The sequence below is a fragment of the Streptomyces sp. NPDC001135 genome, assembly GCF_053598395.1.
In genome coordinates, this window is the sequence record NZ_JBSFKD010000003.1 from 56,024 (window position 1) to 80,926 (window position 24,903).

The following is a 24,903-nucleotide window of genomic DNA, read 5'->3' on the forward strand; positions in this document are numbered from 1 at the left end:
GCCTATGCCTTCACCCCGTAGCCCTTCAGGCCGTTTTCCACCAGGCCGAAGGCGTGCTGGGCCCGTGCGGGGGCGTCGGCGGCGATCTGGTCGACGCCCTCTCCCGCGGCGACGCGGCGGTGGTGCTCCTCGATGAGGGCGTTGCGCGCGGCGCTGAGCATGGCGGCGGCGATCGTGGCGAGCATCATGTCGCCGGTCTCCGCGGCCAGCAGGCCGGCCAGCTCCCGGGTGCCCTTCTGCGCGGCGAGGAAGACACGCTCCATGAGGACCGGGGTCCGCACGACGAGTTCGCGCGCCTGGCGGCTGATCGGCTCGGGGTTCAGCCCGATCGCGGGATCGCGGCTCTCCACCATGTCCAGGAACTGCCGGCGTACGGCGGCCACGGCGGACTCACCCGGCTGCCGCTCCCGTACGGCCCGTGCCGCGTCGCCGAAGTGCTCCTCCATCGGCCGGAAGACCAGGTCCTCCTTGGTGCCGAAGTAGTTGAAGACGGTCATCTTCGAGACCTCGGCGGCGTCGGCGATCTCCTGCACGGAGACGTTGTCGAAGCCCCGCTCGGCGAACAGGCCGATCGCGACCCGGTAGATCCGCATCGCCGTCTGCCGCTTCTTGCGCTCCCGCAGCCCCATCGTCTCTGCCATGCGGGCACCTTACCGCGATGAAATTTAATCCGAGACGAACATTGGTCCCAGATGAAAGATTGACCCGGTACACTCTCAGTGGGCATGGTGGTGTCCATGACCGAAACCCAGCGCAAGATCGGCCTTCTCGTCTGTCTGGTCACGATCGTCCTGGCCGTCCTGGACACCCAGATCGTGTCCGCCGTCACCTTCCCGATCGTCCGGGACCTCGACCCCGACCACGGGATCGACACGATGCCCTGGCTGCTCAGCGCCTTCTCCCTGGCCTCGGCCGCGATGCTCCCGCTCTACGGCAGGCTGTGCGACACCCTCGGCGCCAAGCCGGTCTTCCTCGGCGCCCTCGGTGCCTTCCTGAGCGGCTCGGCGCTGTGCGGCGCCGCCCAGTCGATCGGCTGGCTGATCGCGTCCCGGGCCGTGCAGGGCATCGGCGCGGGCGGGCTGATGAGCGTGACGATGGTCGTGATCGCGCAGCTGGCCGGGCCGAACGGCGAGAAGAACAAGGGCGCGGGCACCGGTGGGATCGTCGCGGGCGGCGGGATCGCCGTGGGGCCCTGGGTCGGCGGCTTCCTCGCCGACCACGCGAGCTGGCGCTGGGCGTTCTACGTCAATCTGCCGCTCGGCATCGCCGCCCTGGCCACCGCCGTCGTCGTACTGAAACTCCCCCGCCCCGCCGCCGCCCGCTCGGTCGACTTCTCCGGTGCCGCGCTCGCCGCCGCGTTCTCCACCGCGCTGCTGCTGGTCACCGAGTGGGGCGGCAAGCAGTACGCCTGGACGTCCCCGCAGGTCGTCGGCCTGACCCTGGCCTGTGCCACCGCTCTCGGGCTCTTCCTGCGCCGCCAGTTCACCGCCACCGAGCCGATCCTGCCGCCCTCGCTGTTCCGCATCCGCGAGCTGCGCCTGGGCTTCGCGATCCAGGGGCTGATGGGCGCGGCCATGACGGGCGCCATCTACTGCGTACTGGTCTACCTCCAGCTCGTCCGGGGCATCACCAGCTCCTCCGCCGGTCTCTATCTGGCTCCGATGGCGGCGGGCATCATGGCGGTCGGCCTCGCCACCGGGCGGCTCACCGCACGCGGCTGGTCCGAGCGGACGTTCGTGATCAGCGGTTCGGTGGTCGGCACGGCCGCCTACCTGCTGCTGGCCACCACCGGCACCCACACCCCCCTGTGGCAGCTGCGGGCGGCCATGCTCCTCATCGGCCTCGGCTTCGGCCAACTCCTCGGCCAGCTGATCCAGCTGGTGCAGCAGGAGGCGCCGCGCCACCGGCTCGGCGTCGCCACCACCGCGATCCGCTTCTTCCAGACCCTCGGCGGAGCCCTGGGCGCCACCCTGTTCGGCACCCTCCTCAGCCGCCTCTACGACGGCCCCGGTGACGTCGGCTCCCTGGCCGCCCTGGGCGGAGCGGACCGCACGGCGGGCATGACGGCGTACGTGTCCGCACTGGACGGGGTGTTCCTGTGCGGGGCGGGGCTGATGGCCCTGTGCCTGCTGCTCGCCCTGCGGCTGCCGAAGGCCCGGCCGGTGCGGGGGCAGGAACGCACCGCGAGCGCCGTGGCCGGTGCGTGAAGCGGCCCCGCCCGTCGGAACAGGCGGGGCCCTCAGGGGTGGAGAAGACCCGCTGCTTATGCCAGCAGTGCCGGAATCGTCTCCTCGTGTGCCTTGCGCAGCTCCTCCAGCGTGAGGGTGAACTCGCCCTGGACCTCCACGGCCGCGCCGTCCACGACACCGATCCGGGTGGCCGGCAGGCCACGCGCACCGCACATGTCGTTGAAGCGGACCTCCTCCGAGCGGGGGACGGCGACGATCGCGCGGCCGGCCGACTCGGAGAGGAGGAAGGTGAAGGCGTCGAGGCCGTCGGGTACGACCAGACGCGCGCCCTTGCCGCCGAGCAGCGCGGACTCCACGACCGCCTGGACCAGACCGCCGTCGGACAGGTCGTGCGCGGAGTCGATCATGCCGTCGCGGGAGGCGGAGACGAGGATCTCGGCCAGCAGGCGTTCCCGCTCCAGGTCCACGGCCGGGGGCAGGCCGCCGAGGTGGTCGTGGACCACCTGGGACCAGGCCGAGCCGCCGAACTCCTCGCGGGTGTCACCGAGGAGGTAGATCAGTTGGCCCTCCTCCTGGAAGGCGACCGGCGTGCGGCGGGCCACGTCGTCGATCACACCCAGGACCGCCACGACCGGCGTCGGGTGGATCGCCGCCTCGCCCGTCTGGTTGTACAGGGACACGTTGCCGCCGGTCACCGGGGTGCCCAGCTGCTGACAGCCGTCCGCCAGACCGCGCACCGCCTCCGCGAACTGCCACATGACCGCCGGGTCCTCGGGCGAGCCGAAGTTCAGGCAGTCCGACACCGCGAGCGGCTTGGCCCCCGTCGTCGCCACGTTCCGGTACGCCTCCGCCAGGGCCAGCTGCGCGCCCGTGTACGGGTCGAGCTTGGCGTAGCGGCCGTTGCCGTCCGTCGCGATGGCGACGCCGAGGCCGGTCTCCTCGTCCACGCGGATCATGCCGGAGTCCTCCGGCTGGGCGAGGACGGTGTTGCCCTGCACGAAGTGGTCGTACTGGGACGTGATCCACTTCTTCGACGCCTGGTTCGGGGAGCCGACCAGCTTCAGGACCTGGTCCTTCAGCTCCTCGCTCGACGACGGACGCGGCAGCTTGTTCGCGTCGTCGGCCTGGAGGGCGTCCTGCCAGGACGGGCGGGCGTACGGGCGCTCGTACACCGGGCCCTCGTGGGCGACCGTGCGCGGGTCGACGTCGACGATCTTGCCGCCGTGCCAGTAGATCTCCAGGCGGTCGCCGTCCGTCACCTCACCGATGACCGTGGCGATCACGTCCCACTTGGCGCAGATCTCCAGGAAGCGGTCGACCTTCTCCGGTTCCACGACCGCGCACATGCGTTCCTGCGACTCGCTCATGAGGATCTCCTCAGGAGACAGGGTCGAGTCACGCAGGGGGACGTCGTCCAGCGTCACACGCATACCGCCGGAGCCGTTCGACGCCAGCTCGGACGTGGCGCAGGACAGGCCGGCCGCGCCCAGGTCCTGGATGCCGACGACCAGCTTCTCCTGGAAGGCCTCCAGGGTGCACTCGATGAGGAGCTTCTCCTGGAAGGGGTCGCCGACCTGGACCGCCGGGCGCTTGCTCGGCTTCGCGTCGTCGAAGGTCTCCGAGGCCAGGATCGACGCGCCGCCGATGCCGTCGCCGCCCGTGCGGGCGCCGTAGAGGATGACCTTGTTGCCGGCGCCGGAGGCCTTGGCGAGGTGGATGTCCTCGTGCCGCATCACGCCGATGGCACCGGCGTTGACCAGCGGGTTTCCCTGGTAGCAGGAGTCGAAGACGACCTCGCCGCCGATGTTCGGCAGACCCAGGCAGTTGCCGTAGCCGCCGATGCCCGCGACCACACCCGGGAGGACCCGCTTGGTGTCCGGATGGTCCGCCGCGCCGAAGCGCAGGGGGTCGACCACCGCGACCGGGCGGGCACCCATCGCGATGATGTCGCGGACGATGCCGCCGACACCGGTGGCCGCGCCCTGGTAGGGCTCGACGTACGACGGGTGGTTGTGCGACTCGACCTTGAAGGTGACCGCGTAACCCTGGCCGACGTCGACGACGCCCGCGTTCTCACCGATGCCCACCAGGAGCGCGTCGCTCTGCGGTGCCTTCTCGCCGAACTGGCGCAGGTGGACCTTGGAGGACTTGTACGAGCAGTGCTCGGACCACATGACGGAGTACATGGCGAGCTCGGCACCGGTGGGCCGGCGGCCGAGGATCTCGACCACGCGCTCGTACTCGTCCTTCTTCAGGCCGAGTTCGGCCCAGGGCAGCTCGACGTCGGGGGTCGCGGCCGCGTGCTCGACCGTGTCCAGAGGCGTCCGGCTCATGCGTTGACCAGCTTCTTGAGGATCGAGGTGAAGAACGGCAGCCCGTCGGTACGGCCCGTACCGACCAGCGGCTCGACGGCGTGCTCCGGGTGCGGCATGAGGCCGACGACGTTCCCGGCCTCGTTGGTGATGCCGGCGATGTCGTTGAGCGAGCCGTTCGGGTTGAAGTCCAGGTACCGGAAGACGACGCGGCCCTCCGCCTCCAGCTTGTCGAGCGTGTACGCGTCGGCGACGTACCGGCCGTCCATGTTCTTCAGCGGGATGTGGATCTCCTGGCCCTGGCGGTAGTCACCGGTCCAGGAGGTCTCCGCGTTCTCCACCCGCAGCTTCTGGTCGCGGCAGATGAAGTGGAGGTGGTCGTTGCCGAGCATGCCGCCCGGGAGGAGGTGGGCCTCGGTGAGGACCTGGAAGCCGTTGCAGATGCCGAGGACCGGCAGGCCGGCCTTCGCCTGCTCGATGACGGTCTCCATCACCGGCGAGAACCGGGAGATGGCTCCGGCCCGCAGATAGTCGCCATAGGAGAAACCGCCGGGGAGGACCACGGCGTCGACCTGCTTGAGGTCCCTGTCCTTGTGCCACAGGGCGACCGGTTCGGCACCCGCGAGGCGGATCGCGCGCTGGGTGTCCCGGTCGTCGAGGCTGCCCGGGAAAGTGACGACGCCAATACGAGCGGTCACTTGGCCGCCTCCGCGACTTCTTCGACCCTGACGGTGAAGTCCTCGATCACCGTGTTGGCGAGGAAGGATTCCGCAAGGTCGTGGATGCGGGCGAGCGCGGCCTCGTCAACGGGCCCGTCAACTTCCAGTTCGAAACGCTTTCCCTGACGTACGTCCGAGATCCCTTCGAAACCCAGACGCGGCAGCGCACGCTGGACCGCCTGGCCCTGGGGGTCGAGGATCTCCGGCTTGAGCATGACGTCGACTACGACGCGTGCCACTGGCACTCCCGGTGTGTGGTGCTGAGCAGGTTCCTTCAGACTACCCGCACAAAATTTCTACGCGAGTAGAGTTGTAGGAAACTACGTGAGGCGCATCACGATCGGGTGTCGAAGCCGTACCGCCGTGAAAAGTTCTGGGAAAGTTCGACGGTCCACCCCGTCCACCTATTGTGTTCGGACACGCGGGCGGATTTAGTCGGGCTTCACTTTGCATTGCCGAGCACTGTACAAATGAATTGGCAATAGCCGATACTCGGCACGTCATCGCCGTTGAGCTGTATCGACGTGCCGCACGAAGGGACCGATATTCGTGGCGCAAAAGGTCGTGGTCACGCTCTTTGACGACATCGACGGCTCGGAAGCGGCGGAAACGATCGCCTTCGGACTCGACGGCAAGTCGTACGAGATCGACCTGAACGAAACCAACGCCAAGAAACTGCGCAAGGCGCTCGCGCCCTACGTCGAGGCCGGCCGCAAGCGGTCGCGCTCCGGCAAGGCGTACAAGCAGACGGAGGTCGCCCCCGACCCGGCGGCCGTCCGTGCCTGGGCCCAGGCCAACAAGATGGACGTCCCGGCCCGCGGACGCATCCCCAAGAAGGTCTACGAGGCCTTCAGCGCCGCGCAGTGAAGCCCGCGAAGGGGCAGTCCTCAGGGCCCGTCAGCGGACCCTGAGGACCGTGCACTTGGGCATAACGGGCAACCAGGGGGAGCCGACTTGCGCGACCCCCCTGCTGATCAGCTAATGTCTGGAGCACGCCGAGGGGCGAGGCCGAAAAGGCCGAAACCCCGAGGATCGTGCGGGTGTAGTTCAGTAGCAGAACATCCCCCTTCCAGGGGGAAGGCGCAGTGTGCGATTCCTGTCACCCGCTCTGGCACCGGTCACAACCACTCGTGTGGATCAGGTAGGCTGGTGCTCGCACCGATCGGTGGGAGCCGGTCGGGAGCAGTGCGGACGTAGCTCAGTTGGTAGAGCGCAACCTTGCCAAGGTTGAGGTCGCGAGTTCGAGCCTCGTCGTCCGCTCCAAGGGGAAGCCCCGGTCGTCGATACCGGGGTTTTTTCGTGCACGCATGGCTCCGACCCGCTCCGTGCGCCTCTGACATTTGTCATGCCGAGCGATGACAGCGCGCACTGCCGACCCGGCCCGGGCGCCGGGACGCTGGCTTCATGCACTACGACGAGCACGAACACGTGATTGAGGTCACCGATCTCAGGCGCGTCTACGGGGGCGGGTTCGAGGCCGTACGCGGAATCAGCTTCTCCGTGGCCCGCGGGGAGATCTTCGCCCTGCTCGGCACCAACGGGGCGGGCAAGACGTCGACGGTCGAACTGCTGGAGGGCCTCGCCGCACCCGCCGGGGGCCGGGTCCGGGTCCTCGGCCACGACCCCTACCGGGAACGGACGGCCGTACGGCCCCGCACCGGCGTGATGCTCCAGGAGGGCGGCTTCCCGGCCGAACTGACCGTCGCCGAGACCGCCCGGATGTGGGCGGGATGCACGAGCGGGGCCCGCCCGGCCGCGAGTGGGCCGAAAGGGCGCGCCGGTGTCGGGGGTGCGAGCGCGCGGAAGCCCGAAAGGCTGGGCACGGTCGCGGCCCCGACGCCGGCTGGAGCGCCCTGGAGGCGAACGAGCCGAAGGACGGCCGAGGTGCTGGAGCTGGTCGGGCTGGCCGGCAAACACGGGGTGCGGGTCAAACAGCTCTCCGGCGGTGAGCGGCGGCGGCTCGACCTGGCGCTCGCCCTGCTCGGCGATCCCGAGGTGCTCTTCCTCGACGAGCCGACGACCGGGCTCGACGCGGAAGGCCGCCGGGACACCTGGCAGTTGGTGCGCGGGCTGCGCGACGCGGGCACGACGGTGCTGCTCACCACCCACTACCTGGAGGAGGCCGAGGGTCTCGCCGACCGGCTCGCCATCCTGCACGAGGGACGGATCGCGGCCTCCGGAACCCCGGCCGAGGTCACCGCGGGCCGGCCCTCCCGGATGACCTTCGAACTGCCCGACGGCTACTTCCTCGGCGACCTGCCGCCCCTGGCCGACCTCGGCGTCTGCGACCACGAGAGCGACGGAAGGGTCGTACGGCTGCGGACGACCCAGCTGCAGCGGACCGCGACCGGCGTCCTGGCCTGGGCCGAGCGGACCGGAGTCGAGCTGCGCGCACTGGACATGCGCTCGGCGTCACTGGAGGAGGCGTTCCTGGGGATCGCCCGCGAGCAGGCGCAGGAGGCGGCGGCGTGAGCGGGACGGAGGCACGCGCGACGGGGCGCGACGGGGTGGACGGGGTCCGGGGGCACGGCGTGAGCGGGGGCCGACTGCGGGTCCGGGACGGGGCCGGAGGGCCGGCCGGAGTCGGAGACGGTGGCGGGGACACAGGGCACCTCGGCGAGGCCGGCGCCGGCGGGGGCGTCGCGCAGGTCCGTGCCGGAGGCGGTGGCGACGGCGGGGTCCAGAGGGAGGAGCGTGACATGAGCGGCGTGCGGGTGGCGGGCCGGGGCGGTGGGGGGAAGGAGTGGGCGGCGGTGGGCCGGCGGCTGGGGGCGCTGGGGCGGGCGGAGCTCGCGCTGCTCGGCCGCAACCGCGGGGTCGTGTTCACCGCACTGACCGTGCCGCTGATACTGCCCTTCAGCATGCGGCCGGCCATCGACCAGCTGGACCTGAAGAAGCAGGGACTGACCCTCGGCACCACCCTGCTGACGGCCGCGATCGGCTTCTCCTTCCTCTTCGCCGTGTACACCTCGCTGGTGAACGCCTACGTCGCCCGCCGCGAGGAACTCGTCCTCAAGCGGCTGCGCACCGGCGAGCTCTCCGACGTCGAGATCCTCACCGGCACCGCCCTGCCCGCGCTCGGCATCGGGCTCGCCCAGGCGCTGGTGCTGTGCGCCGGGTGCGCAGCCCTGCTGCACACCGGCGCGCCCAGGGCGCCGTATCTGGTCCTGCCCGGGCTGCTGGCCGGTTACCTGGTCAGTGCCGCGCTCGCCGCGCTCACCGCGTCCTTCACCCGGACCGTGGAGAGCGGCCAGGTCACCGCGCTGCCGCTGATGTTCGTGTCGATGGCCGGCTCCGGGATCACCTTCCCGACCGAGTCCATGCCGGACAAGCTGGCCACCGTCTGCGAACTGCTCCCGCTGTCCCCGGCGATCCGGCTCGTCCGAGGCGGCTGGACGGGCCAGTTGAGCACCGGCGAGGCACTGGGCGCCCTCGTGACCGCGTTGGCCTGGATCTTCCTCGCGGTGTTTGCTGTACGGCGGCGGTTCCGGTGGGAACCGCGGCGCTGAGCACGGAAGCGACGGGGGACGGGCGCGCATGGTGAGCCGGATACGAGGGTGGCAGCAGCGGCACTGGGGGCGGCGGAGCAAGGCGGAGCGGGTCGAGCTGCAGAGCCTGATCACCTGGCACGCCAGCATCTGGGTGTTCTCACTCTCCTGGCTCCTGTTCCCCCTCACCACCGGGCTGCACCGGCGGCCCCTGCCGATGGCCCTCGCCCTGCTGCTCGTCGCCGTGAACGTGCTGCAGTGCGCGACCGCCGGCCGGCTTCTGCGGCCCGCTCTCGACCACTTCCTCGGGCGCGCCGCGCTCCGGCCGCACGCCCAGCGGGGCGCCGCCGTCCTTCTCGGCCTGGCGCTCGCGGTGACCGCGGCGCTCCACGCCGTCGGCGGGACCGATCCGTCGACCGCCCGGCTCGCCCTCGGGGCGGTGCTCACCACCTTCGGGATGCTGTACGCGCTCACCGTGCCGATCCGGCACTTCCTGGTGCGGTTCGGGGGCCTCTCGGCGCTGATCACGGCCGTCTTCGCCGTCCCGCGTCCCACCGGTCTCGGGGTGTTCGCCACCGGGACGATCACCGCCTTCGCCACCGGCTTCTCCCTGATCGCCGGCCGTTGCGGTGCATGGACCCTGTCCGTGCTCTGGGAGGCCGAACGCGCCCGGGAGATCGAGGCCCGGCTCGCCGTCGCGGAGGAGCGGCTGCGGTTCGGCCGGGATCTGCACGACGTGCTCGGCCGGAACCTGTCCGTGATCTCGCTCAAGAGTGAGCTGGCCGTCCAACTCGCCCGGCGGGGGCGGCCGGAGGCCGTGGAGCAGATGATCGAGGTGCAGCGCATCGCGCAGGAGTCCCAGCGCGAGGTGCGGGCCGTCGTACGCGGCTACCGGGAGGCCGACCTGGGGGCCGAACTCACCGGCGCCCAGGGGGTGTTGACGGCCGCCGGGATCGACTGCGAGGTCAGCGCGGAGACGACGGGGCTGCCCGCCGAGGTGCAGTCGGCGCTCGGCTGGGTGGTCCGCGAGGCGACCACCAACGTGCTGCGGCACGGGGACGCTGGGTGCTGCACGCTGCGCCTGCGGGTGCTTCAGGGGCGTGCGGTGCTGACGGTGGAGAACGACGGGCTGCCCGGAACCCCCGACGGGGGTGGGGGTTCCGGGCTCACGGGGCTGCGGGAGCGGCTCGCGGCCGTCGGCGGCACCTTGGAGGCGGGCGCGGTGTCCGAGGCGCGGTTCCGGTTGGTGGCAGAGGTGCCCCTGAAGCAGGAAGTGAGTGAAGTGACGTCATGAGCACCCCGGTACGGCTGTTGCTCGCCGACGACGAGCATCTGATCCGCGGCGCGCTGGCCGCGCTGCTGTCGCTGGAGGACGATCTCCTCGTCGTGGCGGAGGCAGCCAGCGGACCCGAGGCGCTGGCGATGGCGCGGGCCCACGCACCCGATGTCGCCGTACTCGACCTGCAGATGCCGGGCGCCGACGGTGTGAAGGTCGCCACATCCCTGCGGGCCGAACTGCCCGCCTGCCGGGTACTGATCGTCACCGGACACGGGCGGCCCGGCCACCTGAAACGGGCGCTCGCGGCCGGTGTGCGGGGGTTCGTCCCCAAGACGGTCAGCGCGCAGCGGCTCGCCGAGATCATCCGGACCGTGCACGCCGGAAGCCGCTATGTGGACCCGGAGTTGGCCGCCGACGCGATCTCCGCCGGGGACTCGCCGCTGACCGCGCGGGAGGCCGAGGTGCTGGAGCTGGCGGCCGACGGAGCGCCGATCGCGGAGATCGCCGAGCGGGCCGCGCTGTCCCCGGGGACCGTGCGGAACTACCTCTCCTCGGCGGTCACGAAGCTCGGTGCGGAAAACCGTCATGCGGCAGTGCGTCTCGCACGGGAGCGAGGTTGGGTATAGTTGCTCTCGCGCCACGGCGCAACGCGGACGTAGCTCAGTTGGTAGAGCGCAACCTTGCCAAGGTTGAGGTCGCGAGTTCGAGCCTCGTCGTCCGCTCCAGTAAGGCCCCCGGGTTCCTCCGGGGGCCTTTCGCGTTGCGTCACCGCTCGGGGGTCATGACCAGCTCATGCCCGTCAGCCGCTCGTACGCCTCCACGTACTTCCGCCGGGTCGCCTCCACGACCTCCTGCGGCAGCGGCGGCGGGGGCTGCTCGCTCCTGCGGTCCCAGCCGGACTCGGCCGAGGTCAGCCAGTTCCGCACGAACTGCTTGTCGTACGACGGCTGGGCGCGGCCCGGCTGCCAGTGGTCGGCCGGCCAGAAGCGGGAGGAGTCCGGGGTGAGGACCTCGTCGGCGAGGACGAGGGTGTCACCGTCGAAGCCGAACTCGAACTTGGTGTCCGCCAGGATGATCCCCCGCTCGCGGGCGATGTCCCGGGCGCGGGAGTACACGGCGAGCGTGGCCTGGCGCAACTGGGCGGCGGTCTCGGCGCCGACCTGGCGGGCGACCTCCTCGTAGGAGACGTTCTCGTCGTGCTCGCCGACCTCGGCCTTGGTGGCCGGGGTGAAGATCGGGGCGGGCAGTTCGGAGCCGTCGACGAGGCCTTCGGGCAGGGCGAGGCCGCAGACCGTACGGGACTCGTCGTACTCGAGCAGGCCCGAGCCGGTGAGGTAGCCCCGGGCCACGCACTCGACCGGGACCATCTTCAGGGACTTGCAGACCAGCGTGCGGCCCGCCCAGTCGGCGGGGGCGCCCGCGGGCAGCTCGGTGCTGATGACGTGGTTCGGGGCCAGGTCGCGCAGCTGGTCGAACCACCACAGGGAGAGCTGGGTGAGGACGCGCCCCTTGTCGGGGATCTCCGTGGGCAGCACCCAGTCGTAGGCGGACATGCGGTCGCTGGCGACCATCACGAGGTCGCCCGCCTCGTTCTGGTACAGCTCGCGCACCTTTCCGGTGTGCAGGTGCACCAGGCCCGGAACCTGAATCGGCTCGGGCTTTTCTACGAATCCGGACACGGTTCCTCCCCGTGGTTCTGTCCAAGTGCCTCGATTCTCCCGTATGCGCTGGTCCACCGCGGCCGGGGGGTCGTCAGTCGCGTTTGCAGATACGGTCCAGCAGGTTCGCCGTGGCGCGCTGGACACGGGGGTCCACATGGCCGGGGCGGTCCAGGGCCGGGGACCAGGCGAAGGTGCCGGAGGCGAAGACCCAGGCGCCGGAGGGGGCGCGGTACAGGGAGGTCTCCTGGTGGCGCAGGGCGCCCTCGCCGTCGGTGTACGGGGAGTGGGCGAGCAGGATGCGCTCGTCGTGCTCGGGCAGCGGGGTGCGCGGGAAGTACCGGTCGGCCTCGCCCGCGACCAGACCCTCGATCTCGTCGCCCTCGTGCGCGCCCGTCGCCTCCCACAGCCAGTGGCCCGCGTTGCGGACGATCAGCGGGTGCGGTTCGGGGACGTGGCCCGCGTACTGGATGCCGACCAGTTGCTGCTCGGGCCGGTCGATCTCGCGCCACAGCACCGGCCTTCCGGGGCCCTTGCGCTTGCGGCAGGTCAGCAGCCGGTCCGGGACGCCGGACGGGGACGGACCCAGCTCCACCTGCCAGTACATGGTGTTGGCGGAGAGGAAGACCAGTGAGGTGCCCCGGTCCCGGGCGACCTCGACGGCCCGGCGCATCGGCACCGACCAGTACTCGTCGTGGCCGGGGAAGACCAGGCCCCGGTAGCGGGTGGGGTCGACGCGGCCGCCGTGCAGATCGCGGGCGTCGGCGTAGGCGAGGTCGTAGCCGTAGCGCTCGGCCCAGCGGATGAAGTCGTAGGCGTGCCCGACGTGCAGGGGCAGGCCCGCGCCCGCGTAGGGACGGTCGAAGGAGACCGTGGTCGCCGCGTCGGCCTCGCCGAGCAGCCGGCCCTCCTCGTCCCAGGCGTGGTAGAGGCTGGCGCCGGTGCGGCCGTCCTCCGGATACAGGTTGTACGCCTGCCAGGTGATGTCCGGCAGCAGCAGGAGCAGGTCGGCGGGGTGGTCGTCGCGGACCGTGAACGGCACGTGGGAGCGGTAGCCGTCGGCGGTGGTGAGGACGGCCACATAGGCGCCGACGCGCCAGTGGGAGGGCACCTGGAGGCGCCAGGACAGCCACCAGTGGTGGCAGGAGACCGTGCGGTCGGCGGCCAGCGGCGGGAGCTGGACGATGCCGGACAGCCGGGGGCTGGTGGTGATCTTGGAGGCACCGTCGCCGCCGTAGTGGCCGATCCGGTAGACGTCGACGCTGAACTCCTGCGGCGGGTCGACCGTGACGTGGAAGTCGATCGCCTCGCCGGGCCTGACCGCGCCGGTGGAGGTGAAGCCCTTGATCTGGCGGTGCACGTCGTCGGCCGCGCGGGGACCGGTGCCGCCCGCACGCGGCGCGGGCACCCGGGGCCGGCCGTCGGTGATCTGCTGCGGGCTCGGGTCGACGTACCAGGGCACGACCTGACCGGTGTCCCCGAAGTAGGTCTCACTGCCGCGCAGCCAGGGCAGGGGGCCCTGGCCGAAAGGATCCGTGACGGCGTGCGCGAGTGCTCCGGACTCCCAGCGGCGAACGTGGTCCGAGGCCATGGCCGTCCCCTCCCTCATGCCCCCGTGTCGTCCTGTCTCGGTGGTGCTCGACGTGCTCGGTGGTACGCGCCCGGTCTCGGCCGTGCTGTCGTATGTCGCCCGCCTTTGCCAGGTGCGTGGTCGCTCCCAGCACATCACATAACGCACGGGCTCGGTCACTAGTCGTTGCGAATTGACCTGAACTGGAAGACAAGGCTCCCGTCAGACGAGCCGTACGGGCTTCTCGGGCCGTATCCCGGAGGCGGCCAGCCAGTCGCGCAGCGGTCCCGGGTCACCCTCCTCGACCAGGCTGAGCACCCTGGGCGTGAGGTCCGCGGCGCGCTCGCCGTCCAGCAGCAGGGACGGGCCGTCCAGCCAGTCCAGGGCGGGCAGCGCGCCGGCGGTGTCGACGGCCGCGCAGCACACCATCGCCGTGACGTGGTCGGTGAGCAGGTCGCGGGCGGTGCGCGGGGGCTGCAACGGGAACAGCGGAAGCCCACCGTCGTCCCACAGGGCGCTCTCCGGGCTCCGGCCGGTGGCGGTCGCGCCCCCGGGGACGGCCTCCTCACGGGCCAGCGCGGCACTCAGACCCGCGGCGAGGGTGGTGCTGCGCTCCGGCTGCGGCGCCTCGGCCTCGCCTTCGGCGTCCGGGTTCCCACCCGCGCCACCCGGGCCACCCGCGCGGCCTTCGCGGTCGGGTGCGGGCGGCCCCTGTGGGGTGGTCCCGCCGTCGCCGGCTTGCGGGTCGGTCGCCGGGGAGCTCCGCAGGGCCGCCTCCGTGGCGGGCTCGGTGAGGTGGTCCAGGACGCGGGCCAGGGTGGGGCCACCGGGCTCGGGGGCCGCGGGGTCGAGCGAGGGGCGGACGCCGAGGGAGTCCAGGACGCGGTGCAGACGGGCCGCGTCGGCACGCCAGGTGCGGTCCACGACCTCCTCCGGATACGCCTGCCAGTCCACCGGCGCCCAGTCCGGGCCGGACTCCGCGGGACCGCCGTGGAAGAGGCGCGCGGCGAGCAGCGAGGCGGCCTCGTCCACCGCGCCGGGCTCTTCCAGCAGGTCACAGGCGGGGCGCTCGCCCAGCCGGGAGGTGAAGCCCTCGGCCAGGCGGTCGCGCCGGGACAGCTCGGTCAGTGCCGCCACCACGCCCGCGTCCAGCCCGGAGGGCCAGCGGCCCATCCGCCACGCGGGCAGCGCGACCCGGGTCAGCAGCCGGTCCCAGCCGGCGTAGGCGAGGCCGACCTGCTCCTGGGCGACGATCCTGAGGCCGTAGTCGACGGTCTGGGCCCGCTCGGCCGCCGCGGCGGCGACCCCGCGCTCCATCTGCGTCGCGTGCTCCCGGCAGCCGCGCAGCAGCAGCCGGGCCACCCAGCCGAGGGCCGCGCACCCGCCGCGGACCAGCGGGCAGCGGCCCGGCGTCGAGGCGACCGCGACCGCCGCGTCCAGGCCGCGCACAAAGCGCCGGGCGGCCGCTATGTCGGGGTGCGCCGAAGGGCCCGTACCGGCGATGACCGGGGCGAGGACCGCCCGCAGCTCGCCGACCCTCATCCACCACAGGAACGGCGAGCCGATGACGAGCACCGGCGCGACGGGGACCCGGCGGCGGCCCGGGCCCGCTATCTCGTCGGGCGCCGGGCGCGGGGGCGGGCCGTGGGCCGCGTGGGCGCGGTCCTCCAGCCAGCTGTCGCAGTCCGGGGTGAGCGCTATGGCCGAGGGGGCCGGGACGTCCAGGCGATCGGCGAGGTCACGCACCATTCGGTACAGGTCCGGGGCGGACTGCTCCGGGATCGGCACCGTCGGGCTGACGGCGGGGCGGGCCCGGGCCACGACCAGGGCGATGCCGGCGGCGGCCAGCAGTACCAGCACGGCGAGGACGCCCACGGCCCAGCGCGCGGCGTCCCAGCCCGGGCCGACGAAGTGGCCGGTGGACACGCCGGTCAGCAGGATCACCGCGGCAGCCGCGGGCAGCAGGGCCACGCCCAGCGCGCGGCCCCGGACCCGCAGTACGGCGAGGGCCCGGGAACGCGCGGCCTGCGCGCCCGCCTCCGCACCGATTCCGGTCACGTGCCGACCTCACCCCCTCGCTGCCGATGCCGTGCCGACCTGGTGGTGCTCACTCCCCCACTGTGGCACCCGCCACTGACATCGCAATGCCGGTGAGCCAAGTGCCGGAACGCCTGCGCGGCACCCTAGTTGGGGCCCCGGCCCCCGTCAGCCGTATGGGCGATCGCTCACTCGATGGAATGGCTTTGGTCAGAGGTGGGTGACAGACAGCAAAGACCAGGCCCCGGATTCGACATCCGGGGCCCAGGGTCGTGCCGGCGGCAGGAGAGTACGTCAGGCGCCTGCCCGCGCCGCCTTCGCGGCGATGTCGGTGCGGTGCTGGGAGCCGTCCAGACGGATCCGGCCCACCGCCCGGTACGCCCGCTCGCGCGCCTCGGTCAGGTCCTTGCCGGTGGCGGTGACGGACAGCACGCGCCCGCCCGCGCTGACGACGGCGTCGCCGTCCCGCTTCGTCCCGGCGTGCAGGACGTACGCGTGCGGGGCGTCCTCGGCGGCCACCTCGTCCAGACCGGTGATCGGGTCACCGGTGCGCGGGGTGGCGGGGTAGTTGTGCGAGGCGACGACGACCGTGACGGCCGCGTCCTCGCTCCAGCGCAGGGGCGGCAGATCGGCGAGGTTGCCGGTGGCGGCGGCCATCAGGAGGCCGGCCAGCGGGGTCCTCAGCCGGGCCAGCACGACCTGGGTCTCGGGGTCGCCGAAGCGGGCGTTGAACTCGATGACCCGGACGCCGCGACCGGTGATCGCCAGGCCCGCGTAGAGAAGACCGGAGAAGGGCGTGCCGCGGCGGCGCAGTTCGTCCACGGTCGGCTGCAGGACCGTCTGCAGCACCTCGTCGACCAGCTTCGGCTCGGCCCACGGCAGCGGCGAGTACGCGCCCATGCCGCCGGTGTTCGGACCCTCGTCGCCGTCCAGGGCGCGCTTGAAGTCCTGGGCGGGCTGGAGCGGTACGACCGTCTCGCCGTCGGTGATCGCGAAGAGGGACACCTCGGGGCCGTCGAGGAACTCCTCGATCACCACGCGCTCACACGCGGCGGCGTGTGCCTTGGCGGCGTCCAGGTCGTCGGTGACGACGACCCCCTTGCCGGCGGCGAGACCGTCGTCCTTGACGACGTAGGGGGCACCGAAGGCGTCGAGGGCCTCGGCGACCTCCGCGTCCGTCGTGCACACGTAGGAGCGGGCGGTCGGTACCCCGGCCGTCGCCATGACGTCCTTGGCGAAGGCCTTGGAGCCCTCCAGCTGCGCGGCCTCCTTCGAGGGGCCGAACACCGGAATGCCCGCCGCGCGGACGGCGTCGGCCACACCGGCGACCAGCGGGGCCTCCGGGCCGACGACGACCAGGTCGGCACCGAGGCCGACGGCCAGTCCGGCGACCGCCTCGCCGTCGAGCGCGTCGACCGGGTGCAGCTCGGCGACCTCGGCGATGCCGGCGTTGCCGGGGGCGCAGTGCAGCGCGGTGACGTCGGGGTCGAGGGACAGGGAGCGGCACAGGGCGTGTTCGCGGGCGCCGCTGCCGATGACGAGGACCTTCACGGGGTCAGCCTACTGGCAAGGTCGCCGAAGACCGGGGGCCGGGTTTGCTGGACTTTCCTCCAAAGGAACCCCGCGCTGGTCCGCCTACTCGTTGGAGAACTCCTCCATCACCGTCGCCCCCAGCTCCTTGACGATCAGTTCGTGGCCGGAGAGGGCCGACTCGTCGAGGTCCGGGTCGTCGTCCTCGGGGATGTCGTCCTCGAGGGAGACGGGCGGCGGCTCGGGGGCCGCCGTGGGCCGCGGGGCGGGGGTGGGTGCGGCGGAAGCGGCGGGGCCGGACTGCGCGGGTCCGGCCGACTGCGGGGCCGGCTGGGGAGCCGCGGGGCGGGGTGCGGCGGGGGCGCCGTAACCACCGCTTCCGGCGGACGTGCCGCCGTAGCCGCCTCCGCCGCCGAAGCCACCGGTGGGCGCGGGAGCGGATCCGCCGCCGGACGGGTCGACGACCGCCTCGATCTTCCACTGCACGTGGAACTGCTCGGCCAGAGCCGCCCGCAGCACGTCCTCGCTGCCGCTGCCGGCGAAGTTGTCCCGGGCGCCGGCGTTGACGAAGCCGAGCTGGAGGGTGGTGCCGTCGAAGCCGGTCACCTGGGCGTTCTGGCTGAGCAGGATCCAGGTGAAGCGGCGGCGGTTCTTGACGGCCTCCAGGATGTTCGGCCAGAGCACACGCGGGTCGAGGCCGCCGGCGGGGGCGGCCGCTGCCGGAGCCGGTGCGGGTGCCGCCACGGCCGCGGGGGCCGGCTGCGCGGGGCCGTCCGCCTGGTGCTGCGGCACAGCGGGTGCCCGGCCGGGGGCCTGGTCCTGCTGACCGCCCGCCGGTGCCGCGGCCGTGGGCCAGCCACCGGGGCGCCGGCCGCTTCCGGCGGCAGCGGCGGTGGGCCAGGCACCGGGAGCGGCGGCGGCCGGGGCCGGGGCCGGGGAGGCGGCGGGTGCGCCGGGGGCGTCGGACGGCGGCACCGGGGCCTGACCGGGGGCGGGGGCCGTGGGGGCGGCCGGGGCCGCCGGAGCGGGGGCGGGTGCCGTCGGGGCCGTGGGTGCGGGGGCCGTCGGAGCGGGGGCCGTCGGAGCGGGGGCGGCCGGAGCCGAACCGCCGACGCCGGGACCTCCCACGCCCGGACCGCCGGCACCCGGACCGTTGGTCGCGCGTACGGCCGCGCGGGCCGCGGCGGGGCCGCCGCCGGGCGGCACGGGGGCACCCACGGGCGGCATCGGGGCACCGCCGGGCGATGCCAGGGCACCGGCGGGGTGGGCCTCGGGCCCGGGGACGTACCCCACGGCGGGCGCACCGGCACCACCCGAGAAGTTGACACCGCGTTCGAGACGGTCGAGGCGGGCCATCACGGACCGCTCGTCCCCGTAGGCGGCGGGGAGCATCACACGCGCGCAGATCAGTTCCAGCTGGAGGCGGGGCGAGGTGGCGCCGCGCATCTCCGTCAGGCCCTCGTTGACCAGGTCGGCGGCGCGGCTCAGCTCCGCGGCGCCGAACGTGGAGGCCTGGGCCTGCATCCGCTCCAGGACGTCGGCCGGGGCGTCGAGGAGCCCCTTCTCCACCGCGTCCGGAACGGCGGCGAGGATCACCAGGTCCCGCAACCGCTCCAGCAGGTCGGCGACGAACCGCCGCGGGTCGTTGCCGCCCTCGATGACACGGTCCACGACCTCGAAGGCGGCGGCCCCGTCCCCGGTCGCGAAGGCCTCGACGACGGAGTCGAGAAGGGACCCGTCGGTGTAGCCGAGGAGAGAGGTGGCCATGGCATAGGTCACACCCTCTTCCCTCGCGCCGGCGAGGAGCTGGTCCATGACGGACATGGAGTCACGCACGGAACCGGCACCGGCCCGCACGACGAGGGGCAGCACGCCGTCCTCGACCGGGATGGTCTCCTTCTGGCACACCTCGGCGAGGTAGTCCCTCAGGGTGCCGGGCGGGACCAGCCGGAAGGGGTAGTGATGGGTCCGGGACCGGATGGTGCCGATGACCTTCTCGGGCTCGGTGGTGGCGAAGATGAACTTCAGGTGCTCCGGCGGCTCCTCGACGACCTTCAGCAGCGCGTTGAAGCCGGCCGACGTGACCATGTGGGCCTCGTCGATGATGTAGATCTTGTACCGGCTGCTCGCGGGACCGAAGAAGGCCTTCTCGCGCAGCTCACGGGCGTCGTCCACGCCACCGTGGGAAGCGGCGTCGATCTCGATGACGTCGATCGAACCGGGTCCGTTCCTGGCCAGGTCCCGGCACGACTGGCACTCGCCGCACGGGGTCGGCGTGGGACCTTGCTCACAGTTCAGGCAGCGGGCGAGGATCCGCGCGCTGGTCGTCTTGCCGCAGCCGCGCGGACCGCTGAACAGGTACGCGTGATTGACCCGGTTGTTCCGCAGCGCCTGCTGCAGCGGGTCGGTGACATGCTCCTGCCCGATGACCTCGGCAAAGGTCTCCGGGCGATAGCGGCGGTACAGCGCGAGAGACGACACGCATACGAGGTTATAGGCGCCCACTGACAACCGGCCCCGGCCGCGGACACCCCGGGAACGCAAGGGCCCCCCACGCACCCGCCAGAGCCGACCTACCCTTGCTGCCTTCCGGCCCTGGGGGAGTTCAGTCAGATAGCGCCACGTGAGGGGCTGCGCCCCACAGTACCCGATCGCGGCCCGCGAGCTGTAACGGATCCGGACCCTGCGAGAACGGGTTCGCGAGCACTCCCCTCGGTCATGTAATGTTTCCGGCGGAGGATTCGCCTAGAGGCCTAGGGCGCACGCTTGGAAAGCGTGTTGGGGGCAACCCCTCACGAGTTCGAATCTCGTATCCTCCGCCAGTGCCTCACCGGGCACGATGTCGAAGGGCCCCACTGTTCGCAGTGGGGCCCTTCGACGTTGCCCGTCTCAGTTTCCGTCTCAGTCGGCCTTTTCCTCAGGGGCGGGCGGCGTCCAGAGCGCGTCACCGACTGCTGGGCGACTTTGCGGAGCATGACTCCCGTCACATGCATGTACCGGGCGCGCATGCGGGCCGCTCCCCCGGGCTCCCCACGGACACCGGCGTCCCGAAGCAGGCGCTTCCAGACGTGGAAGTCGGTGTTCGGGCTCAGTGGCCCGCCGGTCGGTGAGGCGAAGACGTACCCCTTGCCCTCCCAGTCCACACCGGCCGCGATCCGCTCCCGCTCCTGAGCTTCTCGGTGCTGGTGCAGGATCTTGATCAGCGGGTCGGGGAGGCCGATAGTCCGCCGTCCGGCGCGGGACTTCGTGGACTTGTGCTCACGCCGGGTCTGCTCCCGCTTGGGGCAGTAGCCCGCCTTCCGGCCGCACGGCTCGGCACCGCAGCCGTGCGCGTACTTGGGGCGCAGCCGGTTCTTGCGTATGCGGACGTATCCCGCGTCGAGGTCGACGTCCTCCCAGTGCAGCCCCAGCGCTTCCCCCCTGCCGCAGGCCGAGCGCACCCGGTCCAAGGCGCCGAAGACCTCCTCGAACGCGACCCACGTCGAAACAGTCGGGAAGATCATCTACCTGCGTCAGAACCACCACTTCGGCCCCGAGGAGATCGCCGTGTACCTCAAGCGGTACCACGACGTCACCCTCAGCAAGTCGGGCGTCCGGCGCATCCTGAACCGCCTGGACATGGGCCGCCTGCCGGCCTCCAGCAGCTGCCCGGGCACCGGGTGCAGATCGACGTGAAGTTCACAGAGCCGCTCGCCTCGATGCCCCAAGACCGACGCGGCGGCCGTGGCCCAGCGATCAACGGTGGGCAGGACGGCGGGATCCACCATCCGCATCCTGAGCCTGGCCGGTTCAACGACTCTGGTAAGGGCGCTTGCACCAGGAGTATGGTCCCTTGTATGGCGACGAAAAAGGTCACTGTGACGATCCCCGAAGATCTCCTCGACGAGATCCGCGCCGACGCGGCTGAGCGGGGACTTTCGGCGTATGTAGCCGAAGCACTGCGATTCAAGCGCGATCGGGACCGGCTGCTGGAACTGGTCGACTGGCTGCAGGAGGAACACGGGCCCGTCACCGAGGGCGAACGCGCGGCAGCCCTGGCGGAACTGGATGATCTCGACGCCGAGCACGAGCGCCGTCGCACCGCCGGAGGACACGATGCCGGAGAGGCGGCGTGAAGAAGCACGCCGGTGAGCAGAGGAAGCGGTCACTGCGCGTTTTCGTACTCGACTGCGAAGCCCTGTCCCTGGCCGTGCGCGGCGACCGCAGGATGATCGCCTGGCTCGACCTCGCGGCCGGGGGTGAGGCCGACGTGGTGACATCTCCCATGACGCTCGTCGAGGCGTACGACGGCAGAACCACCGAACAGCGCTGGGACTGGGTGCTCTCCCGGCTCAAGGTCGCCGAGATCGGAAAGGACGAGGCCCGCCAAGCCCGGCGTCTCCTGGCCGACGCCAGGCTGCACGGTCACAAGTACGCGATCGATGCCGTGCTCGCTGTCATCGCACGCCAGCAGAAGGGGCAAGTCACCGTCTTCACCTCGGACGTAGACGACCTGGAGAAGCTCCTCCCGGACACCATCGTCGTCAAGAAGGTATGACCCGCCGCCCTGGTCTCGGTTCTGGTCTCATTCATCCCCGTCCAGCACTGTCCGCCACCCTCCCAACCCGCGTACACCGCTTCCGTATGCCATCCAAAGCCGTCGTAGTACATGGCTGTGTGCATCAGGTCCCACTCGCGGCGACTTGTGGCAAATCCATCCAGGTCGATTACGCGCGGATGGCCAGCCGCATCGCGCAGGACGTTACCCACGTTGAAGTCACCGTGCAGACGACCGATGGAAGCGAGAATTCAAGGCGCCCATAGTCGGCCTCCAAATCCCTCGCCGTGCTCGCCGGAATAGAGGCACGCTCCAAGCGGCTCGCGACCTCGGCGGTGGCCCGGCGTACACCTGGTGGAATCAAGGTTGCGTACGCGCGCCCCGCCTGACGATGGGGTCGCCCCCACTGTGCCCTCCGTCACTCCGGAGGGTTCTACCCCGGCACCCGCACCGGTGCCGACACCGTCACCTGGTCCACCTCCGACACCCGTACCGTCACCTTCATCGTCCAGGTGCCCGGCAGGGGGAGGTCGAAGGAGTCGGCCGCCCAGTAGCCGCCCCGGTCGGCGACCCTGGTGTCCAGGGGGCCGATCCGCCGGCTGGACAGCGTGAAGGTGACCCGTAGTTCGGGGACCGTGGACAGGCCGCCGTCGGGGCCGTAGACCACCGCCTGGACGGAGGTGCGGCCCACGCGGGACGGGTCCAGGGTGACCTGGACCTGGCCGTGGCCGCCGGGGGTGCCGACGTCGAAGGGGACCGTGGTGACGGAGGCCGTCGGGATACCGCTCGCCGGTGCCGCGGGCCGCGTGGTCCCGGCGGCCCCGGTGGCCGTCCGGCCGGGCACCGTGCTCGTCAGGAGGGTCGTCAGGGCCAGGACCACCACACCGACGGCCGCCTCGGCCAGCACCGAGCGGCGCAGGAGGTGGGAGGGGGGCTGCGGCGGCGGGGCGGGGGGCTCCGCCGGGAGCGGGGGGCCCATGGCCGGTTCGGGGACGCGGACGGAGGGGGTCGTCCGCCTCGCCCGGACCCGCGTCAGGCGGGTCGTCCAGGTGCGGGAGCAGGCCGCCGCCAGCAGGAGCGCGGTGACCGCCGCCAGTTTGGCCAGCAGGGTGCGGCCGTACGTCGTGTCCGTGAGCGCCTGCCAGGAACCGAGGCCCCGCCAGGACTGGTAGACACCGGTCAGGACCAGGACCGTCACCGAGGCGGAGGCCAGGCGGGAGAATCGGGCCGGGACCGAGGCCGGGAGAGCCGGCGTGCGGTGCAGCACCCTCAGCAGCGCCGCCAGGCCGCCCAGCCAGGCCGCCATGGCCAGCAGATGGAGGGTGGCGGAAGTGATCGCCAGCGGGACCTGGAGGCCCGCGGAGGCGTGTTCGGCCGCCGACCAGGTCAGGGCGAGGGGCAGGGAGAGGGCCGCGGTCACGGCGAGGGTGGCGCGGCGCGGGAGCCTGGTGCGGCGGGCCCTCAGCAGCGCCACGGCGGCTGCCGCCAGGAGCAGCAGCGCCAGCCGGGCGAGCAGCAGTCCGCCGGGGCGGGTCGTCGCCGCGTGCGCGAGGGCGGGCAGGGACAGGGCCTGTGCGGGGGAGGTGCCCTCCTCGTAGGGGGTGCGCAGGACGAACAGGGCGGCCGTCGAGGCGAGAAGGGTCCAGGCGGCGGCCAGGGCCGGGGTGCGCAGCGGGGCCGCGACCGGCGGGCGGCAGTACGCCACGAACGCGGCGGTGCCGAGGAGGAGGGCCAGGCAGAGGTAGGCGAGCCAGCGGACGATGTTGTACAGCGCCTCCGTGGCGGGGTTCTCCGTGGCGTCGGGGACCGGGCTCACGGTCGTCGCCGTGCGCTTGCCGACCGAGAAGGTGAGCGCGCCGGACACCGGGTGGCTGTCGGCCGACACCACCCGCCAGGCGACCGTGTAGGTGCCGGTGGCGAGCCTGGCGGGCAGCGAGACGCGGGCCGTGTCCGAGCGGCCGGGGGCGTGGCCGGCGGGGCCCGTGCGCACACGGTGGTTGCGGGGGTCGTAGACCCGGAAGGAGTCGGTGAGCAGGCCGACCGACTCGGTGAAGGTCAGGGTGACGTGCCGGGGGGCGGTGCGCACGACGCTGCCGTCGCCGGGGTCGCTCGTGCGCAGGGCCGCGTGCGCCGACGCGGGGGCCGCCGTGCCGAGCAGAAGGAACAGGAGGCCCGCGCAGAGCAGGGCCAGCCCGCGCCACCGCCGGTGTGCCTCGCGCACCTCGCCCCTCCCTCGCCGCGTGCCCTCCGCATGAGCGCAGGCCTCTGCATGAGCGCACGCCTGTGGATGAGCGCACGCCTCCGTATGTGTACGCAGATACCGGCCGGAGTGCTCACCACGTCGGGCGGGCCGAGACGCCGCCGTCCACGGTCAGGTCGTGGCCGGTGATCCAGCGCGCGAGCGGCGAGGCCAGGAACACGCAGGCGTCGGCCACGTCCTCGGGGCGGCCGAGGCGGCCGGTGGGGGCGGCGGCCAGCCAGCGGCGTACGCCGTCCGGCCAGGCCCGGGCCAGGCCCTCCCGGTCGATCAGGCCGGGCGAGACGGTGTTGACGCGGATGCCGTCGGGACCGTACTCCAGGGCGGCCGACCGGGCGTGCATGACGACCGCCGCCTTGGCCGCGCTGTAGTGGGCGTGGCCGGGGGCGGGACGGGCGGCCTCGATGGAGGCGATGTGGGTGACGGTGCCGCCGCCGTGGGCGCGCATGTGCGCGGCGGCGGCCTGGGTGCAGGCGAAGACGCTGGTGAGGTCGGTGTCGACGACCGTGCGCCACTCGTGGGCCGTCATCCCGGGCAGGGGCTGGACGGGCTGCACGGCCGCGTTGTTGACGAGGGCGGTGAGCCGGCCGCCGGACCAGTCGGCGGTCTCCCGGATCAGCCGGTGGCAGGCGTCCTCGTCCGTCAGGTCCGCCCGGAGTACGACGGCCTCGCCGCCCGACTCCCGGATCCGGGCGGCCGTGTCGGCCGCCGCGTCCACCGCCGTACGGCAGTGCAGGGCCACGGCCGCGCCCTCCTCGGCGAAGCGCAGCGCGATGGCGCGGCCGATGCCGCCGCCCGCGCCGGTCACCAGGGCGGTCTGTCCGTCGAGCAGGCTCATGGGCGGCACAGTTCCGTGATCCGGGCGGCCTCGGCCGGGTAACGCGCCGTGAGATCGGCCGCGTTCCCGTGTTCGTAGTCCGCGTAGGTGAATCCGGGGGCCATCGTGCAGCCGAAGAACGCCCATGCGCCGCCGGGCGCCACCCGCGCGCCCATCCAGGTGCGGGCCGGCACGGTCAGCTGGACGTGCTGCCCGGACAGCGGGGCGGGGCCGAGGACTTCGGTGCGGGTGGTGCCGTCGGGGGCGAGGAGCAGGAGGTGCAGCGGGTCGCCGAGGTAGAAGTGCCAGATCTCGTCGGTGGGCAGGCGGTGCAGGGCGCAGAAGTCGTCCGCGGTGAGCAGGGCGACGATGGCCGAGCCCGCGGGCCGGCCGTCGGCCCCCTCCGGTCCCCGCCAGGTGGGGCGGAACAGGCCGCCCTCGCGGGGGATGGGTTCGAGGGCGTAGTGGGCGATCAGCTCTTCGGGCGTCGTCGTCACCCGGGGAAGGCTA

At 72.3% G+C, this 24,903-nt stretch carries 20 protein-coding genes, 4 tRNA genes, 1 other RNA gene and 3 pseudogenes; 13 read left to right on the forward strand and 15 right to left on the reverse strand.

What is annotated here, in order from left to right:
• Nucleotides 1-2: 2 nt before the first annotated feature.
• Nucleotides 3-641 (reverse strand): TetR/AcrR family transcriptional regulator, encoded by a 639-nt coding sequence (locus tag ACWC94_RS05490; protein WP_450795077.1) that lies wholly within the window; start codon nucleotides 639-641, stop codon nucleotides 3-5.
• Nucleotides 642-737: 96 nt separating this feature from the next.
• Here ACWC94_RS05490 and ACWC94_RS05495 point away from each other — a divergent pair, with 96 nt between their 5' ends.
• Nucleotides 738-2,207, forward strand: a complete 1,470-nt coding sequence (locus ACWC94_RS05495) for an MFS transporter (RefSeq protein ID WP_450795078.1) — start codon at nucleotides 738-740, stop codon at nucleotides 2,205-2,207.
• A 56-nt stretch (nucleotides 2,208-2,263) separates the two neighbouring features.
• On the opposite strand, the gene purL is transcribed toward ACWC94_RS05495, so the two are convergent.
• From purL to purS, 3 genes are read right to left on the reverse strand one after another with little or no spacing between them, the layout of a single operon-like run.
• On the reverse strand, nucleotides 2,264-4,522 hold the full coding sequence (gene purL, locus ACWC94_RS05500; RefSeq protein WP_450795079.1) for a phosphoribosylformylglycinamidine synthase subunit PurL: 2,259 nt from the start codon (nucleotides 4,520-4,522) through the stop codon (nucleotides 2,264-2,266).
• On the reverse strand, nucleotides 4,519-5,199 hold the full coding sequence (purQ, locus tag ACWC94_RS05505; RefSeq protein ID WP_450795080.1) for a phosphoribosylformylglycinamidine synthase subunit PurQ: 681 nt from the start codon (nucleotides 5,197-5,199) through the stop codon (nucleotides 4,519-4,521). The genes purL and purQ overlap by 4 nt, the downstream gene beginning before the upstream one ends.
• Nucleotides 5,196-5,459 (reverse strand): phosphoribosylformylglycinamidine synthase subunit PurS, encoded by a 264-nt coding sequence (gene purS / locus ACWC94_RS05510; RefSeq protein ID WP_006133353.1) that lies wholly within the window; start codon nucleotides 5,457-5,459, stop codon nucleotides 5,196-5,198. The genes purQ and purS overlap by 4 nt, the downstream gene beginning before the upstream one ends.
• 310 nt (nucleotides 5,460-5,769) lie before the next feature.
• Between purS and ACWC94_RS05515 the strand changes: the two genes are divergently transcribed.
• The 8 genes from ACWC94_RS05515 to ACWC94_RS05550 all read left to right on the forward strand — a co-directional run bounded on the left by ACWC94_RS05515 (nucleotide 5,770) and on the right by ACWC94_RS05550 (nucleotide 10,712).
• Entirely contained in the window at nucleotides 5,770-6,087 is a 318-nt protein-coding gene (locus ACWC94_RS05515; RefSeq protein WP_031164632.1) for a histone-like nucleoid-structuring protein Lsr2, read from the forward strand.
• A 169-nt stretch (nucleotides 6,088-6,256) separates the two neighbouring features.
• Nucleotides 6,257-6,328: transfer RNA gene (locus ACWC94_RS05520), tRNA-Gly, on the forward strand.
• A 79-nt stretch (nucleotides 6,329-6,407) separates the two neighbouring features.
• Nucleotides 6,408-6,483: transfer RNA gene (locus tag ACWC94_RS05525), tRNA-Gly, on the forward strand.
• Nucleotides 6,484-6,624: 141 nt separating this feature from the next.
• On the forward strand, nucleotides 6,625-7,692 hold the full coding sequence (locus ACWC94_RS05530; RefSeq protein ID WP_450795081.1) for an ABC transporter ATP-binding protein: 1,068 nt from the start codon (nucleotides 6,625-6,627) through the stop codon (nucleotides 7,690-7,692).
• Between the two features lie 227 nt (nucleotides 7,693-7,919).
• Nucleotides 7,920-8,729 (forward strand): ABC transporter permease, encoded by an 810-nt coding sequence (locus ACWC94_RS05535; RefSeq protein ID WP_450795082.1) that lies wholly within the window; start codon nucleotides 7,920-7,922, stop codon nucleotides 8,727-8,729.
• Between the two features lie 28 nt (nucleotides 8,730-8,757).
• A complete protein-coding gene (locus ACWC94_RS05540; protein WP_450795083.1) occupies nucleotides 8,758-10,002 on the forward strand; it encodes a sensor histidine kinase in 1,245 nt (414 codons plus the stop codon).
• Nucleotides 9,999-10,613, forward strand: a complete 615-nt coding sequence (locus tag ACWC94_RS05545) for a response regulator (protein ID WP_450795084.1) — start codon at nucleotides 9,999-10,001, stop codon at nucleotides 10,611-10,613. The genes ACWC94_RS05540 and ACWC94_RS05545 overlap by 4 nt, the downstream gene beginning before the upstream one ends.
• Before the next feature lie 23 nt (nucleotides 10,614-10,636).
• Nucleotides 10,637-10,712 (forward strand) — tRNA-Gly (locus ACWC94_RS05550).
• 54 nt (nucleotides 10,713-10,766) lie between these two features.
• On the opposite strand, the gene ACWC94_RS05555 is transcribed toward ACWC94_RS05550, so the two are convergent.
• The 6 genes from ACWC94_RS05555 to ffs form a co-directional block, all read right to left on the reverse strand.
• Nucleotides 10,767-11,666, reverse strand: a complete 900-nt coding sequence (locus ACWC94_RS05555) for a phosphoribosylaminoimidazolesuccinocarboxamide synthase (RefSeq protein WP_450795085.1) — start codon at nucleotides 11,664-11,666, stop codon at nucleotides 10,767-10,769.
• Between the two features lie 73 nt (nucleotides 11,667-11,739).
• Nucleotides 11,740-13,236, reverse strand: a complete 1,497-nt coding sequence (locus tag ACWC94_RS05560) for a N,N-dimethylformamidase beta subunit family domain-containing protein (protein ID WP_450795086.1) — start codon at nucleotides 13,234-13,236, stop codon at nucleotides 11,740-11,742.
• A gap of 201 nt (nucleotides 13,237-13,437) precedes the next feature.
• Nucleotides 13,438-15,273 carry a hypothetical protein gene (locus ACWC94_RS05565; protein ID WP_450795087.1) on the reverse strand — a complete coding sequence of 612 codons (1,836 nt, stop codon included), beginning with the start codon at nucleotides 15,271-15,273 and terminating at the stop codon, nucleotides 13,438-13,440.
• 273 nt (nucleotides 15,274-15,546) lie between these two features.
• Nucleotides 15,547-16,803 carry a phosphoribosylamine--glycine ligase gene (gene purD / locus ACWC94_RS05570; RefSeq protein WP_450795088.1) on the reverse strand — a complete coding sequence of 419 codons (1,257 nt, stop codon included), beginning with the start codon at nucleotides 16,801-16,803 and terminating at the stop codon, nucleotides 15,547-15,549.
• An 84-nt stretch (nucleotides 16,804-16,887) separates the two neighbouring features.
• Nucleotides 16,888-19,263 (reverse strand): DNA polymerase III subunit gamma and tau, encoded by a 2,376-nt coding sequence (locus tag ACWC94_RS05575; RefSeq protein ID WP_450795089.1) that lies wholly within the window; start codon nucleotides 19,261-19,263, stop codon nucleotides 16,888-16,890.
• 59 nt (nucleotides 19,264-19,322) lie between these two features.
• Nucleotides 19,323-19,417, reverse strand: an RNA gene (gene ffs, locus ACWC94_RS05580) — signal recognition particle sRNA small type.
• A gap of 99 nt (nucleotides 19,418-19,516) precedes the next feature.
• Here ffs and ACWC94_RS05585 point away from each other — a divergent pair.
• Nucleotides 19,517-19,604, forward strand: a tRNA-Ser gene (locus ACWC94_RS05585).
• Nucleotides 19,605-19,683: 79 nt separating this feature from the next.
• Here ACWC94_RS05585 and ACWC94_RS05590 read toward each other — a convergent pair.
• Nucleotides 19,684-20,223: pseudogene (locus ACWC94_RS05590) on the reverse strand (tyrosine-type recombinase/integrase); the annotation flags it as partial.
• Between ACWC94_RS05590 and ACWC94_RS05595 the strand changes: the two are divergent.
• From ACWC94_RS05595 to ACWC94_RS05605, 3 genes and pseudogenes are all read left to right on the forward strand, one after another.
• Nucleotides 20,215-20,507: pseudogene (locus tag ACWC94_RS05595) on the forward strand (IS481 family transposase); the annotation flags it as partial. The pseudogenes ACWC94_RS05590 and ACWC94_RS05595 overlap by 9 nt on opposite strands.
• Nucleotides 20,508-20,618: 111 nt before the next feature.
• On the forward strand, nucleotides 20,619-20,897 hold the full coding sequence (locus tag ACWC94_RS05600; protein WP_450795340.1) for a CopG family transcriptional regulator: 279 nt from the start codon (nucleotides 20,619-20,621) through the stop codon (nucleotides 20,895-20,897).
• Complete coding sequence (locus tag ACWC94_RS05605) at nucleotides 20,894-21,319, forward strand: PIN domain-containing protein (protein WP_450795090.1); 426 nt, start codon at nucleotides 20,894-20,896, stop codon at nucleotides 21,317-21,319. The genes ACWC94_RS05600 and ACWC94_RS05605 overlap by 4 nt, the downstream gene beginning before the upstream one ends.
• 95 nt (nucleotides 21,320-21,414) lie before the next feature.
• Here ACWC94_RS05605 and ACWC94_RS05610 read toward each other — a convergent pair.
• The 4 genes and pseudogenes from ACWC94_RS05610 to ACWC94_RS05625 all read right to left on the reverse strand — a co-directional run.
• Nucleotides 21,415-21,531, reverse strand: a pseudogene (locus ACWC94_RS05610) (aminoglycoside phosphotransferase family protein); the annotation flags it as partial.
• Between the two features lie 221 nt (nucleotides 21,532-21,752).
• Entirely contained in the window at nucleotides 21,753-23,540 is a 1,788-nt protein-coding gene (locus ACWC94_RS05615; RefSeq protein WP_450795091.1) for a copper resistance CopC/CopD family protein, read from the reverse strand.
• A gap of 112 nt (nucleotides 23,541-23,652) precedes the next feature.
• Nucleotides 23,653-24,414, reverse strand: coding sequence for an SDR family NAD(P)-dependent oxidoreductase (locus ACWC94_RS05620; RefSeq protein ID WP_450795092.1), 762 nt, complete (start codon nucleotides 24,412-24,414; stop codon nucleotides 23,653-23,655).
• Nucleotides 24,411-24,890, reverse strand: a complete 480-nt coding sequence (locus ACWC94_RS05625; RefSeq protein WP_450795093.1) for a cupin domain-containing protein — start codon at nucleotides 24,888-24,890, stop codon at nucleotides 24,411-24,413. The genes ACWC94_RS05620 and ACWC94_RS05625 overlap by 4 nt, the downstream gene beginning before the upstream one ends.
• Nucleotides 24,891-24,903 lie beyond the last annotated feature (13 nt).

Excerpts from the sequence above, each read along its gene's own strand:
- ACWC94_RS05490 (WP_450795077.1), bottom strand. The coding sequence starts at position 641 with ATGGCAGAGACGATGGGGCTGCGGGAGCGCAAGAAGCGGCAGACGGCG.
- ACWC94_RS05495 (WP_450795078.1), top strand. The coding sequence starts at position 738 with ATGACCGAAACCCAGCGCAAGATCGGCCTTCTCGTCTGTCTGGTCACG.
- purL (WP_450795079.1), bottom strand. The coding sequence starts at position 4,522 with ATGAGCCGGACGCCTCTGGACACGGTCGAGCACGCGGCCGCGACCCCC.
- ACWC94_RS05530 (WP_450795081.1), top strand. The coding sequence starts at position 6,625 with ATGCACTACGACGAGCACGAACACGTGATTGAGGTCACCGATCTCAGG.
- ACWC94_RS05535 (WP_450795082.1), top strand. The coding sequence starts at position 7,920 with ATGAGCGGCGTGCGGGTGGCGGGCCGGGGCGGTGGGGGGAAGGAGTGG.
- ACWC94_RS05540 (WP_450795083.1), top strand. The coding sequence starts at position 8,758 with ATGGTGAGCCGGATACGAGGGTGGCAGCAGCGGCACTGGGGGCGGCGG.
- ACWC94_RS05545 (WP_450795084.1), top strand. The coding sequence starts at position 9,999 with ATGAGCACCCCGGTACGGCTGTTGCTCGCCGACGACGAGCATCTGATC.
- ACWC94_RS05560 (WP_450795086.1), bottom strand. The coding sequence starts at position 13,236 with ATGGCCTCGGACCACGTTCGCCGCTGGGAGTCCGGAGCACTCGCGCAC.
- ACWC94_RS05600 (WP_450795340.1), top strand. The coding sequence starts at position 20,619 with ATGGCGACGAAAAAGGTCACTGTGACGATCCCCGAAGATCTCCTCGAC.
- ACWC94_RS05620 (WP_450795092.1), bottom strand. The coding sequence starts at position 24,414 with ATGAGCCTGCTCGACGGACAGACCGCCCTGGTGACCGGCGCGGGCGGC.